The organism is Streptomyces sp. NPDC093984 (assembly GCF_044764595.1).
GTDB lineage: Bacteria > Actinomycetota > Actinomycetes > Streptomycetales > Streptomycetaceae > Streptomyces > Streptomyces cynarae.
Map to the genome: position 1 here is coordinate 31,920 of NZ_JBIWIM010000023.1, position 19,108 is coordinate 51,027.

The 19,108-nt window shown below is 69.5% G+C and carries 9 protein-coding genes and 6 pseudogenes; 11 read left to right on the plus strand and 4 right to left on the minus strand.

From position 1 onward, the window contains the following. Positions 1-390: 390 nt before the first annotated feature. The 11 genes and pseudogenes from ACIRC0_RS37200 (at position 391) to ACIRC0_RS37250 (ending at position 14,612) form a co-directional block, all read left to right on the plus strand. Positions 391-684, plus strand: coding sequence for a hypothetical protein (locus tag ACIRC0_RS37200; RefSeq protein ID WP_403625775.1), 294 nt, complete (start codon positions 391-393; stop codon positions 682-684). Continuing rightward, complete coding sequence (locus ACIRC0_RS37205) at positions 681-3,050, plus strand: xyloglucanase (protein WP_403625778.1); 2,370 nt, start codon at positions 681-683, stop codon at positions 3,048-3,050. The genes ACIRC0_RS37200 and ACIRC0_RS37205 overlap by 4 nt, the downstream gene beginning before the upstream one ends. Positions 3,051-3,186: 136 nt before the next feature. Continuing rightward, entirely contained in the window at positions 3,187-3,903 is a 717-nt protein-coding gene (locus ACIRC0_RS37210; RefSeq protein ID WP_403625780.1) for a cellulase B precursor, read from the plus strand. 15 nt (positions 3,904-3,918) lie between these two features. Further along, on the plus strand, positions 3,919-4,047 hold the full coding sequence (locus tag ACIRC0_RS37215; protein ID WP_403625781.1) for a hypothetical protein: 129 nt from the start codon (positions 3,919-3,921) through the stop codon (positions 4,045-4,047). 15 nt (positions 4,048-4,062) lie between these two features. Further along, complete coding sequence (locus ACIRC0_RS37220; RefSeq protein WP_403625784.1) at positions 4,063-4,215, plus strand: hypothetical protein; 153 nt, start codon at positions 4,063-4,065, stop codon at positions 4,213-4,215. Then, a pseudogene (locus tag ACIRC0_RS37225) lies at positions 4,212-4,535 on the plus strand (alpha-galactosidase); the annotation flags it as partial. The gene ACIRC0_RS37220 and the pseudogene ACIRC0_RS37225, both read left to right, overlap by 4 nt. A gap of 340 nt (positions 4,536-4,875) precedes the next feature. Further along, a pseudogene (locus tag ACIRC0_RS37230) lies at positions 4,876-5,875 on the plus strand (family 43 glycosylhydrolase); the annotation flags it as partial. 291 nt (positions 5,876-6,166) lie between these two features. After that, positions 6,167-6,358, plus strand: a pseudogene (locus ACIRC0_RS37235) (glycoside hydrolase family 6 protein); the annotation flags it as partial. 291 nt (positions 6,359-6,649) lie between these two features. Further along, positions 6,650-9,301 (plus strand): RICIN domain-containing protein, encoded by a 2,652-nt coding sequence (locus ACIRC0_RS37240; protein ID WP_403625787.1) that lies wholly within the window; start codon positions 6,650-6,652, stop codon positions 9,299-9,301. A 362-nt stretch (positions 9,302-9,663) separates the two neighbouring features. Continuing rightward, positions 9,664-11,019, plus strand: a complete 1,356-nt coding sequence (locus ACIRC0_RS37245) for a PHB depolymerase family esterase (RefSeq protein ID WP_403625790.1) — start codon at positions 9,664-9,666, stop codon at positions 11,017-11,019. Between the two features lie 764 nt (positions 11,020-11,783). Continuing rightward, positions 11,784-14,612, plus strand: a complete 2,829-nt coding sequence (locus tag ACIRC0_RS37250; protein ID WP_403625793.1) for a glycoside hydrolase family 2 TIM barrel-domain containing protein — start codon at positions 11,784-11,786, stop codon at positions 14,610-14,612. A 557-nt stretch (positions 14,613-15,169) separates the two neighbouring features. Here ACIRC0_RS37250 and ACIRC0_RS37255 read toward each other — a convergent pair. The 4 genes and pseudogenes from ACIRC0_RS37255 to ACIRC0_RS37270 form a co-directional block, all read right to left on the minus strand. Then, complete coding sequence (locus ACIRC0_RS37255) at positions 15,170-16,276, minus strand: ricin-type beta-trefoil lectin domain protein (protein WP_403625796.1); 1,107 nt, start codon at positions 16,274-16,276, stop codon at positions 15,170-15,172. 29 nt (positions 16,277-16,305) lie between these two features. After that, a pseudogene (locus ACIRC0_RS37260) lies at positions 16,306-16,521 on the minus strand (beta-galactosidase); the annotation flags it as partial. A gap of 18 nt (positions 16,522-16,539) precedes the next feature. Next, a pseudogene (locus ACIRC0_RS37265) lies at positions 16,540-18,754 on the minus strand (1,4-beta-glucanase). A 156-nt stretch (positions 18,755-18,910) separates the two neighbouring features. Beyond that, positions 18,911-19,108: pseudogene (locus tag ACIRC0_RS37270) on the minus strand (carbohydrate ABC transporter permease); the annotation flags it as partial.

The window sequence follows — 19,108 nt, forward strand, 5'->3', positions numbered from 1 at the left end:
GGCGTACGGCTTTTGTCGATCGCATGTCGTGGAGTCGAAGCGCTTCGACGTTGACATGACGCTGAGTCGTGTGTCAATCACAGGTCGCCCAGCCGTCGGAAGCCGTTCTCCCGGCGTCGGCGTTCCTCTTGGAGAGTTCACCTAGAAGCCCAGCTCACAGGGGCAAAGCCGCATGGAGGGCAGTGCGTGCTCTCACGCCCGACCGTGCCTGTTATCGAAAAGTGACCTTGGCGGCCCGTTGTCGCCGCCGGAAACACGGCCTTAGTCTCACCGAAATGTCGAAGCGCGTCGACTCGGTTGGCTGCCGCCCTCCGGACATGAGACCACCGGACGACGCAGCGTCTGCCCGCCCGCCGGTCGGATTCGACGCAAACGAAGGGCCGCAACGACATGAGCAGTGAGATGAACCGCCGAGTCGTCCTGCGAACAGCCGCCGGCGTGGCGGGCGCCGTCTCCCTCTCACCGCTGCCGCCCGCCGGCAACGAGGACTACCAGGCCGTGTCCCGGGCGCTGGGCACCACGATCAACATGCAGCCCGCCAGCGGGAACACCTACGGCACGTCCGGCTCCCTCGACGCGCCGGACGAGGCCTACGGAATCGCCCCCTGGAGCCGGCCGGCCGGACCGCGGCCTGTGCGCAGGCCCCGTACGGACCCGCACCCGAAAGGCAAGGACCCGTCATGACCCATGCCCCGCACCTCTCCCGCCGAGGCCTGCTGACCGCAGGCGCGGCCACGGCCGCACTCCCCCTGCTCGCCCCCTCCGGTGCCTCCGCCGCACCCGTCACATCCGCCACATCCGCCCGCGTGTCCAAGAAGGTCCGGCACACGCCCTACACCTTCCGCAACGCCGAGATAGTCGGCGGCGGCTTCGTCACCGGCATCGTCTTCAACCAGCGCGAGCCCGGACTGGTGTACGCGCGCACCGACATCGGCGGCGCCTACCGCCTCGACACGGCGTCCCGGCGGTGGATACCCCTCACCGACTGGATCGGCTGGGACGAGTACGGACACACCGGCATCATCAGCATCGCCACCGACGAGGTCGACCCCGACCGCGTCTACCTGGCGGCGGGCACCTACACCCTCCCCGACTGGGACCCGAGCATGGCGGCGATCCTGCGCTCGACCGACCGCGGCCGCACCTGGAAGACCACCCCTCTGCCGTTCCGGCTGGGCGGCAACATGCCCGGCCGGGGCATCGGCGAGCGGCTGGTGATCGACCCCAACCGCAACAGGATCCTCTACCTGGGAGTGCGCGGGGGCCACGGGCTGTGGCGCAGCACCGACCACGGCAAGACCTTCGCGAAGGTGACCAACTTCCCCAACGTCGGCAACTTCGTGCCCGACCCCACCGACCCCGACGGCTACAACGGCGACAACCTGGGCGTGCTGCAGGTCGTCTTCGACAAGCGCACCGGCAGAGCGGGCAGGGCCACCCGGACCCTCTACGTCACCGTCGCCGACAAGGACAACATCCTGTACCGGTCGACCGACGCGGGAGCGACCTGGGAACGGGTACCCGGGCAGCCCACCGGCTTCATCCCGCACCACGCGGTCTTCGACCACGTCGGGGGCTACCTGTACCTGGCGACCAGCAACACCGCCGGCCCCTACGACGGGTCCAAGGGCGACGTGTGGAAGCTGGACACCGCCACCGGCACCTGGACCCGCATCAGCCCGGTCCCGTCCACCAGCGACGACAACCAGTACGGTTACAGCGGCCTGACCATCGACCGGCAGAACCCGGACACCCTGATGGTGTCCACCCAGGTCAAGTGGTACCCCGACTGCATCCTCTTCCGCTCCACCGACGGCGGCGCGAGCTGGACCCGCGCGTGGGACCTGGGCCCGAACTCCGAGCGCACCCTGCGCTACGACATCGACATCTCCGCCGCCCCCTGGCTGACCTGGAACGCCTCGCCGTCGCTGCCCGAGATCGCACCGAAGCTGGGCTGGATGATGGAGTCCGTCCAGATCGACCCCTTCGACTCCGACCACTTCATGTACGGAACCGGCGCGACGATCTACGGCTCCGACAACCTGACCGACTGGGACAGCGGCGGCACCGTACACCTGTCCGTGCGGGCCCAGGGCCTGGAGGAAACCTCTGTCCTCTGTGTGATCAGCCCGCCCGTCGGCCGCGCGCACCTCTTCTCCGGCGTGGGCGATGTCAGCGGCTTCCGCCACACGGACTTCCACAAGGCGCCGAAGATGTACGACAGCCCGACCTTCGGCATCACCTCGGCCCTGGACTACGCGGAGCTGGCGCCCCACACGATCGTGCGGGTCGGCAACCCCACCAGCGGCTGGACCCAGCACTTCGCCATCTCCACCGACAGCGGCGACACCTGGACGCCGTCGGGCAGTGAGCCGGCCGGCGTCACCGGGCCCGGAGCCGAAGACCAGGCCGTCGCCATCAGCGCCGACGGCAGGCGCATCGTCTGGTCACCGGCCGGAGCTCCGGTCAGCTGGTCCGACGACCACGGAGCGACCTGGACGGCTTCGAAGGGGCTGCCGGCCGGGGCCCCCGTGCGCTCCGACCGGGTGAACCCCGCGAAGTTCTACGCCTACGACTCCGGCGTCTTCTACCTCAGCACGGACGGCGGCAAGAGCTTCACGGCCACGGCGGCGACCGGTCTGCCCACCGCGGGGAACGTCCGGTTCAAGCCGGTACCGGGCCATGAAGGCGACATCTGGCTGGCCGGCGGCACCACCAAGCCCACCACCCCCACACCCTACGGGCTGTGGCGGTCGACCGACTCCGGATCGTCCTTCACCAGGTTCGAAATGGTGGACCAGGGCGACGTCGTCGGATTCGGCAAGGCCGCACCCGGCGCCCCGTACCCCGCCGTCTACACCAGCTCCAAGATCCACGGCGTGCGCGGCATCTTCCGGTCCGACGACGCGGGCCGGACCTGGATCCGCATCAACGACGACCGGCACCAGTACGCCTGGACCGGCAACACCATGACCGGAGACCCCCGGATCTACGGTCGCGTCTACTTCGGGACGAACGGACGCGGAGTCATCTACGGCGACCCGAAGTGAGGTTCGGCCCCCGGCCGCCCCGCTCCGCACCCGCCGTCCCGAAGGGGAGACCGACATGGCCCTGCCGCCAGGGCAGGACGACCGACTTCTCCTCTCCAGTGTGATCCCCCCACTCAGCACACATTCCGGAGGGCTGATGAAATTCCGTATCGGCTGGGCCGCGCTTCTCACGGCTCTGGCTCTCGTCTTCACCCTGCCGAACTCGGCAGTGGCAGCGTCACAGACGTACTGGTTCAAGCACTACGCGACCGGCGGCAACGCCTCGACGTGGTACAGCAACGACAACTCCTGGGGTGTGAACTCCTCGACAGGCACCGGCTTCGTCGCCATGGTCAACGGCAAGGACTGGGGCTGGACTTCCCCGGTGACCACACTCCCCAAGAAGATCCGCGACATAAGCCCCAACCACACTACGTGGTTCAGCCAGTCGGCATACCCGAAGTCCGGCTCGTACTACGACGCCACGTACGACATCTTCATCGACCCGACCCCCGCGCCGACCGACCGCAACTCCAAGACCGAGCTGATGATCTGGCTCAACTGGTACAACACCAAGCCGCTGGCCGACCATTACGACGCGAACGGCAACGCGATCCCGGCCGCGACCAACGTCAGCCTGGGCGGCCGCACCTGGGACATCTACGAGTACACCTGGAGCAATGGCGGCCACACCCTCAGCTTCCTGGACAGGAGCAAGTCCGGCTGGTGGTCCGGCAGCCTCACCCCGTTCTTCAACTACGGCCTGAACAGGGGCTTCTACACCAACGACCACTACCTCAACAGCGTCATGGCCGGCTGGGAATTCGGGCCGGGCGACTATACGGCTCACTCCTGGGGCGCCGTGGGCTTCTGACGCCGCGCTGCCCTTGTGCGTCACCGCGCCGACACCACCGTGCTCGCCGTCGAGTTCGTCGGCGAGCACGTCCTGAACCGAGACACCGGCCCCACAGCCCACGAACTGCCGCCCGGTGGCTGCGCGGTCGCGTGCGGCCACTGACCTGGAAAGGACATCATGGAGAACGAACAGCGGAGCTTCCGCTGGGGTCATGACGCCCTGCATCTCGAGTTCGTCCTCGGCGACGACGGCGGCGCCCGCCTGACGCATCTCGGACTGCCGGCGAAGCGGGCAGCGACCCCGGTGCGTCCCTGCCGCTGGTTGAGATGACGGCCGCGGGTCACGGCCGTGACTGGTCGGCCAGCCGTCTGATCGGGACCGCTCTCGGCGGGCGGCTGCGCCACCGGGCCCACCGCGCGGCCCGCGACGGCGACTGGCACACGCTGACCGTGCATCTCCACGACCCGGAAACCGGGTTGGCCGCGGAGGTGACCTACCGGTCGCCGGACGGCATCCCCGTGCTCCGCAGCGAAGTGATCCTGTGCAACGAAGGGCAGACCACACTGCACCTGGAGTCGGTCAGCTCACTCACGGTGGGCTGCCTCACCCCGCAGGACCCGGCGGCCGTCGACGCCGCCGACCTGCTATGGGCGGACAACGACTGGCTCGCCGAGTGCCGCTGGCAGCGGCAGCCGATGCGCCGGACCACACCCGGCGTCAACGGACGCGTGAAATACGGGCACGGCAAGTCCGGCTTCGCCCTGAACGGCCAGGGCTCCTGGTCCAGTTGCGGACACCTGCCCCTGGGCGGACTGACGGACCGGCGTACCGGCCGCACCTGGGTGTGGCAGATCGAGCACAACGGAGGGGGCTGGCGCTGGGAGTGCCAAGAACACGACCGGGCGGCCTACGCGGCACTGTTCGGGCCCACCGACGCCCACCACGGCTGGCGCCAGCCCCTGGAACCCGACGCCGCGTTCGCCGCGCTGACCCGCTACCGCCGCACCGCCCGCCGCCCACACGCCGACCACCGGCATCTGCCCGTCATCTTCAAGCGCCGAGGGCGGCACCGAACGCGGCCACGGCGTGTCCATCGCCCGCGGCCGCACGCCGACCGGCCCCTTCCAGCCGTGCCCGGCCAACCCCGTCCTCACCCACCGCGGCACCGACCACCCCATCCAGAACACCGGCCACGCCGACTTGGTACAGGGGCCTGACGGCTCGTGGTGGATGGTCTTCCTCGGCGTACGGCCGTGCGGCGGCACCCCCCGGCTGGCACGTGCTCGGTCGGGAGACCTTTCTGACACCCGTGACCTGGGAGGACGACTGGCCCGTCGTCGGCGAGGTCACCACGGACCTCTCCACGCTCCCGTGGCCGCTCTCCCCCGCCCCCGTCGAGGAAGGGCGCGACGACTTCGAGCTCAGCGCACTCGGGCCGACCTGGATCTCCGTGCGGGACCGCCCCACCGAGCTCTGCACCACCAAGGAGCGTCCCGGATGGCTGACGCTCCACGCGCGGGGCGGCTCCCTGGACGAGCCCGACGCGGTGTTCACCGGCCGCCGCCAGCAGCACCTCACCTGCCGGGCCCGCACCCTGGTCGACCCGGAGCAAGGTCGCGGCGGCCTCGCTGTCCGCCTCGACGAGCGGCACCACTACGCGATCGAGGCGTCCGGGACGGAGGTACTGGTGATCGCGCGCGTCGGCTCCCTGCGCACGGTCGTGGCCGAACAAGCCGTACCCGCCGGGCCGCTGGTCCTCGCCCTCACCATCTCGGACCCACCGCCTCCGAACGGGCCGTGCACCGGACCCGACATCGTCTCCCTCGGCATCGAGCAACCCGACGGCGCGTTCACCGAACTCGCGGCCCTCGACGGCCGTTACCTGTCGATCGAGGTCGCCGGCGGCTTCACCGGCCGCGTCATCGGCATGTACGCGGCTGCAGGCACCGTCCACTTCGACTGGTTCGACGACAAGCCCCTCGAAGACTGAACCGACCGAAGGGCACGACCAACCGAAAGGGCCCACACATGCAGGACCTACGGCAACCCTCGCACCACCGCAGCCGCGGCACCAGCCGCCTGGCCCCCCTGTTCCTGGTCCTCACCGTCATGTAGATCTCCGCGCCGTACACCTCGGCGAGAGGCCACCAGCTCGGCGACCAGCCCGTCATCCACGGCGCTCGTCGCACCCACAGCGGCCTCCCCGGCCTCGGTGTCACTCGTCACGTCAGTCATCAACTGTCGCTTCCACCCCGGGAGTTACACCGCTCACCGTACAGACCCCTCCAACGGCCAGTGGTGCAACCCTTCAGGCCGCCGTATCGGCACCCCCAGCCAGCTGGGCGGAGGCGTCGAGATGCTCTTGTGGATCAAGGTTCCGGGCGAGTCCGACGGCAACTGCGGCGTGGGAGCCGGCTCCTCGGCCGGCCAGTTCCTCCCGGAGGTCGCCTGCAAGGTGATCTACGGCTACTGATCCGGGGCCGCTCGGGCGCGGTTCCGGCACCGGATCAGGGGCGAGAGCCTTCCTCCGGCCAGCTGATCAGAAGGAGGCGGCGTGGGCCAAGAGGGGCACACCGCCAACTCCCGGAAAAGCGTCACCCAGACGCTGATCAGCGCCTACCGCGCCACGAGGTGATCTGAAAAAGTTCCCGGCTCGCGGCAACCTTGTGGGGCTCCTGTGACCACAAGGAAGCGGATCCGGCCAGCTCCGGTGGCCGGATCCGGCTTTCCTCTGGTGAACGGCATGCAAGGAGAACACCCCCTCATGAACCACCCCACGCACGGCGGGCGCCGCGGGCGTCATCGTCGTCGCTGGACCGCCACCGGTCTGCTGGTCGGCGTGCCCGCCATCGTCGTGCCGTACTTCCTGTTCGCCCAGGAGGACTCGCAGGCCGCGACGGTCGACGGCAATGCCTACTACCAGCTGGTTTCCATACGCAGCGGCAAGGTGCTGGACGTCAACGGCTTCTCCACCGCCGACGGCACCCGTATCCAGCAGTGGACCGACCAGCACACCGCCAACCAGCAGTGGAAGCTGAAGCCCACCGGGGACGGCTACTACGAGCTGGTGAACCGCAACAGCGGCAAAGTGCTGGGCATAGCGGGTAATTCGACGGCTCAGGCGGCCGCCGCCGAGCAGCAGACCGACAGTTCCTCCCCCTCCCAGGAGTGGCGGATCGACGAGGTGAGCGGTTCCGACGCCGTCACCTTCACCTCCCGCAGGAGCGGCCAGGTCCTGGACATCTCCGGGGGCTCCACGGCCGACGGCGCGGCAGTCATCCAGTATCCGAACAGGGGCACCACCAACCAGCAGTGGAAGCTGGTGAAGACGGCCGCGACCACGGCGGCCCGGACCGGCAGCGGGCAGACCACGGCCGCGGCCGGACCGTACGTGTGGAAGAACGCCCAGGTGGTGGGCGGCGGTTACGTCACCGGGCTGGTGTTCAACCCGCGCGAGAAGGGCCTGCTGTACGCGCGCACCGACATGGGCGGCGCCTACCGCTGGGACACCGCAGCCGAGCAGTGGATCCCGCTGACCGACTGGATCGGCGAGAAGGACTGGAACCTGCTGGGCATCGATTCGGTGGCCACCGACCCCGTCGACCCGCGCCGGCTCTACCTCGGGGCGGGCACCTACACCAACGAGTGGGCCGGCAACGGCGCGATCCTGCGCTCCACCGACCGGGGCCGCACCTTCCAGCGCACCGATCTGCCCTTCAAGCTGGGCGGCAACGAGGACGGCCGCGGGGCGGGCGAACGGCTGGTGATCGACCCCGCGGACAACGGCACCCTGCTGCTGGGCACCCGCAAGAACGGTCTGTGGCGCAGCACCGACTACGGCAAGACCTGGCGCCAGCTCTCCTCGTTCCCCGTCAAGGACGGGGCGAGCAGCGGCGCCGGCATCTCCTTCGTGACGTACGGCCCGGCCGGCAGCGAGACGATCTACGTCGGCGTCGCCGACAAGTCCACCTCCCTCTACCGCTCCACCGACGGCGGCAGCACCTGGCATGCCGTCGCCGGGCAGCCCACCGGACAGCTGCCGCAGCACGGCGTGCTCTCCGGTGACGGCTCGCTGTACCTGACGTACACCAACAACCTCGGACCCAACGGGGTGACGGCGGGTTCGGTGTGGAAGTACGCGCCGGGCAGCGGGGCGTGGAAGAACATCTCCCCGTCCCAGGGCAACTACGGCTTTTCCGGTCTGGCCGTCGACCCGCGCAAGCCCTCCACGGTGATGGTCACCACCCTCGGCCGCTGGTGGCCCGAGGACGAGATCTACCGCAGCACCGACGGCGGCACCACCTGGAAGGCCCTGGCCGACAAGTCCGTGCGCAGCGCCTCCGCCGCTCCTTACGTCGGCACCCACACCGGGCACTGGATGACCGCCCTGGCCATCGATCCCTTCAACTCCGGGCACGTGCTGTACGGCACCGGCAACGGCATCCTGCGCAGCAAGGACGCCAACGCCTCCGACAGCGGCGGCACCAGCCACTGGAGCATGGGCGCCCGAGGGCTGGAGGAGACCTCGCTGCTGGACGCGATCGCCCCTCCCGGCGGCGCCTCCGTCATCACCGCCATGGGCGACCAGGGCGGCTTCCGGCACGACTCCCTGACCAAGGTGCCCTCCGGCCGGCTGAACAACCCGATGATGACCAACAGCACCGATATCGACTTCGCCCAGTCCAAGCCCTCGATGATGGTCCGCGTCGGCCGGGGCGGCGAGCAGGACGGCGCCTACTCCACCGACGGCGGCAGCACCTGGAACGGCTTCAAGACGGAGCCGGTGGGCAGCGCCGACAGCGGCCATGTCGCGCTCGCGGCGGACGGCTCCACCATCGTCTGGACCCAGGCCGGCCAGGCCCCGTACCGCTCGACCGACAAGGGCGCGAGCTGGTCGAAGGTCAGCGGTCTGGGCACCGGCGCCGTGGTCGTCGCCGACCGCTCCTCGGCCAGGACGTTCTACTCGCTGTCCGGCGGCACCCTCTACGCCAGCACCGACGGCGGCGCGACCTTCACCGCCCGCGCCGGCAACCTGCCCGCCGGCCGGCTCGCGGCCGTCCCCGGCGTCGCCGGGGACCTGTGGATCGCCGGCGGCGGCAAGGGGCTGCTGCACTCCACCGACGGCGGCCGTACCTTCACCACGCTCAGGTCGGTGCAGTCCGCCTCCGCCCTCGGCTTCGGCAAGGCCAAGCCGGGCACCAGCTACCAGGCCCTGTACCTGATCGGCACCGTCAAGGACGTCACCGGAGTCTTCCGCTCCACCGACAAGGGTGCCACCTGGCTCCGCGTCAACGACGACGCCCACCAGTGGGGCGCCATCGGCGGCGTCGGCGTCATCACCGGCGACCCCGACACCTACGGCCGCGTCTACGTCGGCACCAACGGACGCGGCCTCCAGTACGGCGACCCGTCCTGACCCACACACCCGAGCGGGGCCGCAGCCACAACGGCCGGCGGCCCCGCCATGGCTGAGGACAACGGCTCTTCCCGTCGCGGTCAGACGGCGGCGGATCGGCTCACCGCAGCGTTCCCGAACACGGTCATGGTCCACACCTGAAAAAGCGATCAAGGTCGGCCGGTAGCATTCAGCGAGTGTCGAAGCGCTTCACTTGATAACTCGAGTCAATGAGAATTCCTTGCTGAAACAGAGGAGGAGGCGACGCGGCCTTGCTTCCCGCCGGGCATTGACAGCCCAGGACAATGGAAGCGTCGAAGCGTCGAAGCGCTTCACCACCCGGCCATTCCCCGGCCGCGCCGGATTCCAGAAAGGACACCGTCATGTCCCGGAAGTCCAAAAAGAGAAGCGTCACAGATGTACTGGTAGCCCTGCTGATGGCGATCTCGCCGCTGATCGCGGCGCTCGTACTGACCGGCGCCTCGGCCACCACCGCGTCGGCCGCGTCACTGACCGAGGTGACCAACTTCGGTAGCAACCCCGGAAACCTGCGGATGTACGTCTACAGGCCCGACAACGCTCCGGCACGCCCGGCCGTGCTGGTGGCAGTGCACTACTGCACCGGCACGGCGCCCACCTTCTACACCAACACGGAGTTCGCCCACCTGGCCGACCAGTACGGGTTCATCGTCGTCTACCCGGACGCGAACGTCAGCGGGCAGTGCTTCGACGTCTCCTCGCCCCAGGCGCTCAAGCATGACGGGGGCAGTGACCCCACGAGCATCGCCTCGATGGTCCGATACACCGTGCAGAACATGAACGCCGACGCCGGCCGGGTCTACGTCACCGGCGCCTCGTCCGGCGCGATGACGACCAATGTCCTGCTCGGCGACTACCCCGACCTGTTCAAGGCCGGTGCGGCGTTCATGGGCGTGCCGTTCGGCTGCTTCGCCACCACCGACGGCTCCGGCTGGAACAGCGACTGCGCCACCGGCCAGATCACCAAGACCCCGCAGGCGTGGGGCGACCTCGTCCGGGGCGCCTACCCGGGGTACATCGGCGCCCGGCCGCGGATGCAGCTGTGGCACGGTACCGAGGACGAAGCGCTGAACTACGTGAACTTCGGTGAAGAGATCAAGCAGTGGACCAATGTGCTCGGAGTGAGCCAGACTCCGGTCTTCACCGACTCCCCGCAGTCCGGCTGGACCCGCACCCGCTACGGCTCCGCCACCACGCAGGCACCGGTCGAGGCGATCAGCATCCAGGGCGCCAAGCATGTCCTGCCCGCCAGTGGTATGGCGGCCCGGGCCATCGCCTTCTTCGGACTCGATGGCTCCGGCGGTACCGGCGGGACCGCCACAGGTCCGGTCCACGCCACCGGCTCCGGCAAGTGCCTGGACGTGCCCGGCTCTTCGCAGACCAACGGCACCCAGACGCAGATCTGGGACTGCAACGACGGCACCAACCAGACCTGGACGAGCACGTCGACCAAGCAGCTCACCGTCTACGGCGGTGCGAAGTGCCTCGACGCGACCGGCACCACGGCCGGCGCCAAAGTCGCGATATGGGACTGCAACGGCGGCACCAACCAGCAATGGAACCTCAACTCCAACGGCACCATCACCAGCGTCCAGTCAGGCCTGTGCCTGGATGTGACCGGTGCCTCCACCGCCAGCGGCGCACTGGTCGAACTGTGGGACTGCAACGGGGGCAGCAACCAGCAGTGGCGCCTCGGCTGACACCACCGCCCAGGGCTGAGAGGGCTTCTCGAAACCACCCTCGGTTTCGAGAAGCCCTCCAAGCTCACACCCCCGATACTGCTCTCCTTCCCGCCCGCGCACCGCGGGCAGACGAGCGACCCGTACCAGACCGTGACAGCCCGCCCCAGCACACCATCTGCCCCTGCGCCACTTCGCGAACCGAATCCGCCCCTCGGCCGGCCGTCACCCCCTCCCGCAAATCTCCGGACGGCACGCCCCCCGGCCCCGGCGGGGGTCGACACCAGGGCTTCAATGCAGGTCCTCCCACCGGTCGACCGGACGGGTGCCCACACGGTGAACGCGGCGGTTGGCGACGGCCAGCCAGGCGGCAAGCTGGCGGTTGAAGTCGTCCGGGCCGGTGAAGTGCCGTCCGGGCAGGAAGCTGGTGGGTCACTTTGCTCCGCCGTCAGAGGGTCACCATTCGGCTGTCGTCGAGACCCTGCTTGGCCGGTCCGTAGACCTGCTTGACCTTGGAGTCGATGGCACGGGGCCGCCCTTGAAGCTCGCCGCGCCAAGGCTTGCAGTGCCGACGCTTACCATGTGATTCCGAGGCACCTGCCGGCTGCTGCCACCTTGTGTTCGATTCATTCGACTCCTAATGTCGTCATCGCCCCTGCGGATGTGCTCTGATCTCCGGGATTGCCGACGCAAGCGCTTCGACGACCGTGTGCCGACCCGGACCCGTCGACTACGCGCACGTCCCCGCCGTTCCCTCCTGATGGTTTCTGAAGGCTGGAGATGTCATGCAATTGTCACGCCGTGGCGTTCTGATCCTGGGCGCAGCCGGCGCGGCCCTTGCCGGAGGCCTTCCCACGGGCTCGGCCCGGGCCGCCGAGGTCGAGACGGCCGACGGAACGGACGCTTCCACGCGCACCGAGCGCCTGTATCTGTCCGGCGAGGACGCCGACAACCCGGTCGACTGGGACTTCCTGTGCACCAGCGGGCGGCGCAGCGGCAGTTGGGGCAGCATCCCGGTTCCGTCCAACTGGGAGTTCCACGGATACGGCACGTACAACTACGGGTGGAATCTGCGCCCGGAGGAGAAAGGCCGCTACCGGCACACCTTCACGCCGCCCGCCCACTGGCGTGACAGACGCGTCTTCCTCGTCTTCGAGGGGTCGATGACCGAGACCGAGGCGTGGATCAACGGCGAGTCGGCCGGGCCCGTCCACCGCGGCGGCTTCTACCGGTTCCGGCACGAGGTGACCGGAAAGCTGCATCCGGGGCAGGACAACCTCCTGGAGGTGACCGTCAGCAAGGAGTCCACCGACGACTCCGTCAACCGGGCCGAACGCCTCGGGGACTACTGGAACTTCGGCGGCATCTACCGCCCCGTCCATCTCGAGGCGTTCCCGCTCCAGCACATCGAACGCATCGCCGTCGACGCCCGCGCCGACGGCACGCTGCGGATCGACGCCCATCTGTCGGGTACCGGTTCCGCCGACCGTCTCGTCGCCCGGATCATCGACCTCTCCGGGCGCCCGGTCGGCGCCCCGTTCACCGCGGCCGTCGCTCCCGGCGACACGACGGTGACCCTCAGGACCACTGTCGACTCCCCCCGGCAGTGGACGGCGGAGACACCGCACCTCTACCGCGTCGAGGTCGCGCTCCGCGCCGGCGACGACCGCACCGTCCACCGCGTCGACGAGAGATTCGGCTTCCGCACCGTCGAGGTGCGCCCCGGCGACGGCGTGTACGTCAACGGCGTCAAGATCCTCCTCAAGGGAGCCAACCGGCACACCATCTGGCCCACGTCAGGCCGGGCGACCAGCGCCCGCATCAGCCGCAAGGACATCCTCCTGATGCGGGAGATGAACATGAACGCGGTCCGGATGTCCCACTACCCGCCGGACACGCACTTCCTCGACCTGGCCGACGAACTCGGGCTGTACGTGCTCGACGAACTCGCCGGCTGGCAGAAGTCCTACGACGAAGCGGCAGGCAGGCCCCTCGTCGCCGAGATGGTCACCCGTGACGTCAACCACCCGTCGATCCTGTTCTGGGACAACGGAAACGAAGGCGGCTGGAACACCGCCCTCGACGGCGACTACGCCCGCCACGACCCCCAGCAGCGCACCGTTCTCCACCCCTGGGCGAACTTCGGCGGCATCAACACCGACCACTACGAGACGTACGACAGCACGCGCCGCATCCTCCAGGAAGGCAACGACGTCTTCATGCCCACCGAGTTCCTCCACGGCCTCTACGACGGCGGCGCCGGCGCGGGGCTCGACGACTACTGGAAGCTGATGGGCCGCGAACGGCTCTCCGCCGGGGGCTTCCTGTGGTCACTGGTCGACGAGGGCATCGTGCGGGACGACCTCGGCGGCGCCATCGACGTGGCGGGCAACGCCGCACCCGACGGCATCCTCGGCCCCTTCCGCGAGAAGGAGGCCAGCTTCTACACGATCAAGGACATCTGGTCTCCCGTACAACTCGCCGAGCCGGAGCGGTTCACCTCCGGCCTGCCGGACGACTTCGACGGACGGATCCACCTCACCAACCACTACGCCTTCACCAACACCCGTACCTGCCAGTTCACTTGGCGGCTGCTGGACTTCCGCACCCCGTCGCAGCGGCGGGACGGCCACACGGTACGCGCTCAGGGCACCGCCTCCGCGCCGGACATCGAGCCCGGCGCGCAAGGAGTACTGCACCTTCCCCTGCCGTACGGCTGGCGACGCGCCGACGCCCTGGCGCTCACCGTCACCGATGCCGACGGCCGCGAGATCCGCAGCTGGACCTGGACCATCACATCCGCCGCCGACCAGGCCCGACGACTGATACGGACGGGCCCGGGACCAGCCGTACGCGGCCGGCTCGCGGACGACAGGCTCACCCTCGCATCCCGCCACACCACGGTCACGCTCGACGCCACGACGGGCATGCTGGCCGGCGTCACCCACCGAGGGAGGGACTTCGCGCTGTCTCGCGGCCCGCTGCCCACCACCGGAACGGCCGACCTCACCGGCCTGACGCACGGGCCCGACGGCAACGGCTACACGGTGGAGGCCGAGTACTCCGGCGTGCTGCGGCACGTCCGGTGGCATCTGCACCCCAGCGGCTGGCTGCAGATGGACTACCGCTACCACCTCACCGGCGAGCACGACCTCTTCGGCGTCGGCTTCGACCATCCCGAATCGCAGGTGACCGGCGTGACATGGCTCGGCCACGGACCCCACAGGGTGTGGAAGAACCGGCTGCGCGGCGTCGCAACGGACGTCTGGACGAAGCAGTACAACGACACCGCGACCGGTGCCGACGGCTGGGTGTACCCGGAGTTCAAGGGCTACCACGCAGGCGTCCGCTGGGCGTCCCTGCACACCACCGCCGGACGTCTCACCATGGTCTCCGAGGACGAGAACCTCTACCTGCGCCTCTTCACACCCCGATTCGGACCCGACCCGCGCCATACCGCGCCGCCCTTCCCGAAGGGAGACCTGTCGTTCCTCGACGCCATCCCGGCGATCGGCACCAAGTTCGACGCACCGTCCGCGCTCGGCCCCAGCGGCGGCCCCACCACGGCGACGGGCGACTACGGTCGAACCCTGTACTTCTCGTTCTCCCAGTAGCGCCTCCACCCCCCTCGCCGACGCCGCACCATGCGGCCGGCCCCCTGCCGACCGGCGCTGCACACAGGTACTCGACCTCACTTTCCCGAGGCCTGCGCCTGCTCCCACGACCGTGACGGCCAGTGCCGATATGCGCCTGGTCCGCCCAGGAGGAGCCCGGTGCCTGGCGAGTTGGTGGACGCCGACCAGGCAGAGTTCGACCAGGTTGTTGTAGGCCGCCCTGGGCCGCGAGGACGGTGGGCCCGAAGCGGAACGACACTCATGGCGAGCCGTCGGGGAGCAACTCGGACGGGCCCCGCGTCGCGAACGGCCTGGAGACGTTCCGCTCAACACCGCCTTGACCGTCGAGGTCCCCGGGCCGACTGCGCCTGGAAGAGAGTCGACGCCTACCTGGTCAAGCGCGCCGAGATCGACTCTGCGCACAGTCGTACGATGCTTATCCTCGCTGTCCTGCCATGCATGAGCCGACCGCAGCCGGTGCTGTCCCCAGCGGGACCCGGCACCGGTGTCCTCCCGGGATCTGAGCCCGGAGAGGGCTCAGATCCCGGGCTCGGGGTTCATCCGGCGGTCAGAATGGTCCACTTCTGGTTGGAGCCGCCGTTGCAGTCCCACAGCACGAGCTGTGTGCCGTCGGCCGCGGAGGAGCCCGGAACATCGAGGCAGCGGCCGGAGGCGGGGTTGCGGTAACCGCCGTTGTAAGGCTGCCAGACCTGGTTGGCACCACTGTGGCAGGCCCAGAGCTGCACCTTGGTGCCGTTGGCGGTGGCCCCGCCGGCGGCGTCGAGGCACTTGCCCAGGGAGCGCAGGGTGCCGTCGGTGTAGGCGGACCAGTACTGGTTGGCGCTGTCGCCGCAGCTCCACGTCTGGACGGCGGTCCCGTCGGCGCTGTTGGCACCGTTGACGTCCATGCACTTGCCGGCCACGCCGGACTGCACGTGGGCGGGCGCGGGGGCGGGGTTCTTCAGCCACCCGGCGCTGTCCGCGGACTGGACACCACGGTGGAAGGCGTCGGCCATCTTCTGGTAGCCCGAGTCGTTGGGATGCAGGGGGTCGGCCAGGTCGGCCGTGGTCAGACTGCTCATGTCGACGAACGCGACGCGTTTACCCGCGGCCTGCGCGTCGCTGACGATTTGCCGGGTGGCCTGGTTGTAGGTGCCCCGGAACCGCTCCTCCGAGCTGCTGGTGGACACGACCAGGGAGGCGACGAGGACGGTGGCGTCGGGGACGTCGGCGGTGATCTGGTTGACCAGCGACCTCAGCCGGGCGATGGCGCTGTCGACCTCGGAGGCTCCTTGGAGGTCGTTGGTGCCGATGTGCAGCGTCACGACGTTGGGCCGGTAGCGGGTCAGCGAGGTGTCGGCGAGCGCGGCGATCTGGTCGATGCGGTACCCGGAGTGGCCTTCGTTGTCCGGATCGGACATCGAACCGTTCCGCACCGTGCCCACGAAGTCCAGCGGATGGCCGTCCGCCGCGAGCCGGTTCCACAACGGCGCGCGGTAGCCGTTGCCCGTACTGCTTCCCACGCCCCAGGTTATCGAGTCGCCCAACGGCATGACCCGCAGGGGCGTGTTGGAGGCGGCGGAGGCAGGGGCCACACCTGTGGCCGTCACCCCGAGCGCGACAGCGACAAGCGTGATCAGGGGTAGAATCCAAGACTTTCTCATGCAGTTTCCTCTGTTCTGCGAGTGATTGCTCAATCAGCGGGGCTGATCGCCGCCCGGCCGTACCAGGGTGTGATGCGTGACGACGCCCCTCTCGGCATCCGGCTCTCCGAACACGTGCAGCCGGCCCATCCAGGGCGGGGCGATCGAGGTGGGTTGGCGAGGACCACGCCGATGCCGCCTGCCTGCATCAGCTCCGGGAGCCTGCCCAGCCAGCCGAACTCCCGTGCGCCTGGGTGAGGTTCGAGCTTCGACCAGGTCGGGTATCAGGCGGGCTCCCCGTACTGCACTCCGCGTCCGTTGGTGGAGACGTAGACCCGGCCGTACACGCGCGGGTCACCGGTGATGGCGGCTCCGGTCCAGCCCCACTGGTGCTGGTCGTCGTTGATCCGCGTCCAGGTCTTCGCCTCGTCGTCGGAGCGGTGGACGGCGTTGAAGCTCTCGACGGCACCGACCATGTAGATCGCCGGGTAGGAAGCACCCCTGGCGGCCTTGCCGAAGCCCAGGGTGTGTGCGGCGTGGCAGCTGCTGACCTTGGCGAAGGTCGCGCCTGCCTCGGTCGAGCGGTAGAGGCCGTTCCCCTTGAGGCTGAGCCACAGGTCGCCAGTGCGGCCCCGGAGCAGCCGTCAGCTGGAACTCGCTGTCGCCCGTGCTCAGGCCGGTGGCCCGCGCGGTGAAGGTCCGGCCGCTGTCGGTGCTGGCGAACACCGTGCCGGTCGTGGTGTCGAAGGCGTAGAAGCGGGTCGGGTCGACGGGGTCCGCGATCGGGGCGGCACCCCTTCGGGAAGGAGGCGACCGCGGACCAGGTGGCGCCGTTGTCGGCCGAGCGTATCCGGGGTTCGCCGTGCCGAAGGATGACAGCAGCACGCTGCTGTCGGCGTTGGTTGCGATCGGTCCCGGCGCGTCCTTGGCGATGGCGGGCTGCGCCCCGAAGGGGGCCCAGGTCCTGCCGCCGTCGCCCGAGTAGGCGCTGTTGCCGTCGTTGCCCCAGCCCGCCCGGACCACGTACGACGGCTTGGCCGCGGCCAGCGACAGGCCGGTGGAGGTGCCGAACACCGGGTTCGACGCCATGCCGCGCGACGGCGACGCCGTGAGCCGCTCGTGGTACATCACACCGATGTCCCCGGACCCGCTGAGCATGTGCGCCTCACAGGTCGGCGGCGAGACCAGCTGGCGGATGGACGCCTCCTCCAGGCCGCGGATCTGCGGGGCCCAGTTCTTCAGGTCGCGCGTGCCGTAGAGGGTCGCGCCCGTGCCGTACACGACGTGCCGGGAGTCGTACGGGTCGAGAGCGAGCGCCTGGATCCACCAGCCGAACTTCGGCTTGCCAGCGCCGAACGTGAGGAACGGGGTCTCGGAGACGTCGAGGACGGCCTTGTCCTTCAGGGACGTCCAGGTGCGGCCGCCGTCGGTGGTCCGGTACAGGGTGTCGACCTCGGCCCAGCGGTTGTTGGTGGAGACGACGACGGTGACGGGGCGCTGGGCGTCGACGGCGACCCCGCCGTAGCCGAAGGTGTCGGCCGAACCGTCACTCGCGGTGCCGCCCGGCTTGGCGGGGGTGACCTCGGTCCACTTGCCGTTGGTGCTGCGCAGCTTGTGCACGCTGCCGTCGGACCGGCCGTTGGGGCCGGGCGCGTTGGCGTACGTGACGTACAGCTCGCGTGTGTGTCTGTCGTACGCGGCGCGGATCGGCACCTTGGCCGCGGTGCCGGTGGGCTGTCCGGGGACGGCCTCCCAGGTCGTGCCGTCGGGGGTGCGGTACAGGTTGGGATTGCCGGCGGTGCCGTCGGAGTCGCCCCAGCCGGCGTAGACCGTACGGCCCGCGGCGACCAGGAGCATGACGCCCTGGCCGGTGGCGGCCGGTGTGGCCGGTAAGCTCACGGCCTGCCAACTGCCGCCCCGGTCGGTCGACCTGAGCAGCCCGTCGTGCCGGGTTCCCAGCCACAGCGTGTCGCTGTCCCGCGGATCGACGAGAAGCCGCTCCCCCGCACCCCGCCCGTCCTCGTTGCCGCCCAGCTTCACGGTGAGGTCGGTGCGCTTCCAGGTGGTACCGCGGTCCTCGGACCGCAGCACGGCCCCGTTGCCGGCCCACGACTGCGTGTACGCGCCGAGGGCGAGGTACAGCCGGTTCGGGTGGGCCGGGTCGACGGCCACGGCCTCGACGCCGAGCAGGTTCCAGTCGTCCCAGCCGAGGTGATCGGTCAGCGGGATCCAGCGGTCGGTCCGGTCGTCCCAGCGGTAGGCGCCACCGATGTCCGTGCGAGCGTAGGCGAGGCCGCGGCAGGAAGGGTGGAAGAGGACGCCGGTGACGAATCCGGTGCCGCCCTGGACGGCGTTGCGCCAGCGGTAGACGGGGGCCGCAGTCTCGGCGCCGCTACCGGCGGCCTGCGCACGTCCCTGCAGGACCGGCAGGGTGACGACCGTGGCGGTGGCAGCGGTCCCGGCGAGTACAGCTCTTCCGCTGATGTGGAATGCGTGCATGACTTTCCTCGTCTTGCGCGGGACAGAGGGGAAGGTGACGCCCTCAGGGGCGCGGGGCGGTATCGATGTGCGGCTCCGCCGCGTGGGCGCGACCAGCCACAACGAAGCCACGGATAGGCGACCGACGGCTTCACGCCGCGGGCCGGGGCAAGGGCGTCAGCCCTTGATGGCTCCGGTGAGCATGCCCTTTTTGAAATGCCGCTGGACAAACGGAGAAGCGACCGCGACGGGGATCAGGGCGAGGACCATGACCGCCATCTGCAGTCCGAGTGCGGAGAGCTGCCCCGTACGCACCGCCTGCTGGAGGCCGGTGGGGGCCTCGGTGTTCTTCTGGACCAGTTGGATGAGCACGTT

Coding starts and splice junctions, on each gene's coding strand:
- ACIRC0_RS37200 (WP_403625775.1), top strand. CDS start 391: ATGAGCAGTGAGATGAACCGCCGAGTCGTCCTGCGAACAGCCGCCGGC.
- ACIRC0_RS37205 (WP_403625778.1), top strand. CDS start 681: ATGACCCATGCCCCGCACCTCTCCCGCCGAGGCCTGCTGACCGCAGGC.
- ACIRC0_RS37210 (WP_403625780.1), top strand. CDS start 3,187: ATGAAATTCCGTATCGGCTGGGCCGCGCTTCTCACGGCTCTGGCTCTC.
- ACIRC0_RS37220 (WP_403625784.1), top strand. CDS start 4,063: ATGGAGAACGAACAGCGGAGCTTCCGCTGGGGTCATGACGCCCTGCAT.
- ACIRC0_RS37240 (WP_403625787.1), top strand. CDS start 6,650: ATGAACCACCCCACGCACGGCGGGCGCCGCGGGCGTCATCGTCGTCGC.
- ACIRC0_RS37245 (WP_403625790.1), top strand. CDS start 9,664: ATGTCCCGGAAGTCCAAAAAGAGAAGCGTCACAGATGTACTGGTAGCC.
- ACIRC0_RS37250 (WP_403625793.1), top strand. CDS start 11,784: ATGCAATTGTCACGCCGTGGCGTTCTGATCCTGGGCGCAGCCGGCGCG.
- ACIRC0_RS37255 (WP_403625796.1), bottom strand. CDS start 16,276: ATGAGAAAGTCTTGGATTCTACCCCTGATCACGCTTGTCGCTGTCGCG.